Source organism: Vulcanococcus sp. DEBay_Sum29NL08_54 (assembly GCF_017859255.1).
Lineage (GTDB): Bacteria > Cyanobacteriota > Cyanobacteriia > PCC-6307 > Cyanobiaceae > Vulcanococcus.
On record NZ_JAFMNJ010000081.1, the window covers coordinates 1 to 2,506 of the forward strand.

Annotated in this window: 4 protein-coding genes; 1 reads left to right on the top strand and 3 read right to left on the bottom strand. The window is 66.7% G+C overall.

The window, feature by feature from the left end:
• Positions 1-914 (bottom strand): DegT/DnrJ/EryC1/StrS aminotransferase family protein (locus QZ186_RS11680; protein ID WP_296417026.1); only part of this gene is annotated, 914 nt, incomplete at its 3' end.
• A 38-nt stretch (positions 915-952) separates the two neighbouring features.
• Entirely contained in the window at positions 953-1,510 is a 558-nt protein-coding gene (locus tag QZ186_RS11685) for a thioredoxin family protein (protein WP_296417029.1), read from the bottom strand.
• Positions 1,511-1,552: 42 nt separating this feature from the next.
• On the opposite strand from QZ186_RS11685, the gene QZ186_RS11690 reads away from it, so the two are divergent.
• Positions 1,553-2,038 (top strand): hypothetical protein, encoded by a 486-nt coding sequence (locus QZ186_RS11690; protein ID WP_296417031.1) that lies wholly within the window; start codon positions 1,553-1,555, stop codon positions 2,036-2,038.
• Here the strand turns inward: QZ186_RS11690 and QZ186_RS11695 are convergent.
• Positions 2,035-2,505 (bottom strand): hypothetical protein, encoded by a 471-nt coding sequence (locus QZ186_RS11695; protein WP_296417034.1) that lies wholly within the window; start codon positions 2,503-2,505, stop codon positions 2,035-2,037. The genes QZ186_RS11690 and QZ186_RS11695 overlap by 4 nt on opposite strands.
• Position 2,506: the final 1 nt, after the last annotated feature.

Consider the following 2,506-nt stretch of genomic DNA (forward strand, 5'->3'; position numbering starts at 1 on the left):
GACGGGGTGCAGCTTGAGCCGCAGGCCGGCGTGGGACTGCAGGCGGGGACACGAACGACGAACTGGTTCCAGCTGTGGCCGGAGGGACCGGCCTCGGGCAAGGCGAAGCCGCTGCTGCCGCTGAGTTCGGCGCGGTAGCGCTGGGCGATGGCCGTGCGCTTCTGGACCCAGTCGCTCAGGTGGGGCAGCTTGACGCCCAGAACGGCGGCCTGGATCGCATCGAGGCGGCTGTTGTAGCCGAGTTCGCTGTGGAGGTAGCGGCGGGGCATCCCGTGCACTGCCAGCTCCCGCATCCGTTGGGCCAGCGCCTCGTCTTTGCAGGTCACGGCGCCGCCGTCACCGGCACCACCGAGATTTTTGGTGGGGAAGAAGCTGAAGCAGCCCACATCGCCCCAGCTGCCCACGGGGATTCCAGCCCAGCTGGCTCCGCTGGCCTGGGCGCAGTCCTCGACCACCTTGAGGTTGTGGCGCGCGGCAATGGCGCAGACGCGCTCCATGTCGACTGGCCGGCCAAACAGATGCACTGGGATCAGAGCCTTCGTGGCCGGGGTGATCGCTGCTTCCACCTGATCCAGGTCGATCAGATAGGAGCTCTCCTCGACATCAACGAAGACCGGTGTGGCGCCCACGGCGCTGATCGCTTCTGCGGTGGCAAAGAAGCTGAAGGAGGCGGTGATGACCTCATCGCCTGGACCGATGCCCAGGCCGCGTAGGGCCAGGATCAGGGCGTCGGTGCCGCTGTTGCAGCCCACGGCAAAGGGGCTCTGCACGCTCTCGGCAAAGGCCTTCTCGAAAGCAGCGATGACCCCGCCACCGATGTATTGACCGCTACGGAGAACCTCCAAAACCGCTGCATCCAGCTCAGGTCCGAGCTGCGCCAGCTGTTCCGTGAGGCTGAAGGGGGGCACCTGCATGAAGGGAACCTTAAGGCCCCCACTCGGTTCTCGGCCCTCTAGGGCTCCTGCGGGTGCCACTTGATGTTGCAGCCGATCGATGGCGTCTGCTCAGGGCTGATCGCTTGACCGTTCAACAGGGCGTCGATGGCCGCCCTCAGGTCGGCGCCATTGAGCGGTTGGTCGTTGCCGGGGCGGCTGGCATCGAGCTGGCCGCGATAGACGAGTTGGTGCTGACCGTCGAACAGAAAAAGATCGGGGGTGCAGGCGGCCTGGAAGGCCTTGGCGACCGCTTGGCTGGCATCAAAGAGATAGGGGAAGCCCCAGCCCTGGCGTTGGGCCTGCGCGCTTAAGCCTTGGGGGCCGTCCTGGGGGTGGGTGATGGTGCTGTTGCTGGAGATCGCCACGATCTGCAGCTGCTGGCCGTAGTCGCGCTCCAGGCGGCCCAGTTCCGGCTCGATGTGGATCACGTAGGGGCAGTGGGCGCAGATGAACAGCACCAACACCGGTTGGGCTTCCAGCGATGCTGTGCTCCAGCTGCCGCCTGCGGCCCGCTCCAGCGCGAACGCCGGCAGGGGCGTTCCCAGGGGCAACATTTCAGACGGGGTGAGCACCATGACAACGCCACCAGAATGGGGCTGATTGTGCCCTGAACTGCCTTGGGTTGGCCCCGTCCCGCAGCGGCTCTTCTGGCCCTGGCTCTGCTGGGTTGTGTGCCCGCCCACCGCAGCGCCACCTGGACGATCTATCCCCTGCAGCGCTCCCAGCCCCATGACGGCTTGGCGGTGGTGAATCAGCCCGACGGCTATGGGCTGCACATCTGGCTCTCCACCGACACCCGTGAGGCCGGTGTCTGCAAACCCCGCTGGCTGGTGGATCCGGCTCGATTGTTTAACGGCAATGGCAGCAGGCCCTTCAGCACGGGCCTGGCGAGCCGTCAGGAGTTTTTTGAAGCGGCCAACCGCCAGGACGTGCAGCGGGCCCTGCGGCAGGAGCTCAAGGCCCTCTGCCGAAAGCGCGCTCCCAAGGCCCGCTGGCAGTGGACGGTTCCGCCCCGCAGCGCCGCTGAGGTCTCGGCTCCAACCTTCCCGATGCTCGAGGAGCGGGACCTGCTCAGTCCCCCAGAGGAGAACGCAGCTTCTTAAGCCTGCGGCGCCCAGTCGGCCCAGACCTCCCGTTCGGCTTGCCGCCAGTAGCGGCTAAAGCGCCCCAGATTCACTCCCTCCTCCAGCTCGACGAAGGGCGTGGGTTCGAGCTGTACCACCGGCAGGGATTGCTCGAGCGTGCGGCAGATGCTCCCCACGCGGGGATCCACGCTGGAGCTGGTGACGATGCCATCGGCGCCATGGGCTTGGGCAAAGCGCAGCACCTCGCTGGCCACATCCCCCTGGCGCAGGGTCACGGGGAGCTCCAGCAGGCACTCGTAGAGGAAGCCGATGCGCTTGAGGCTGACCGGCTCGGCCGCCCCCTGGGGATCGGCGGTGGTGGGACTGTTGCCCCTCAGCAGTTCTCGGTCAAACACGAACACCGCTGGCTGACCGGGGTGGGACAACAGGGCAGGGTTGCTGGGGCCCAGGGCGTCCCCGTGCAGCCAAAGGATCGGGTTCTTCATC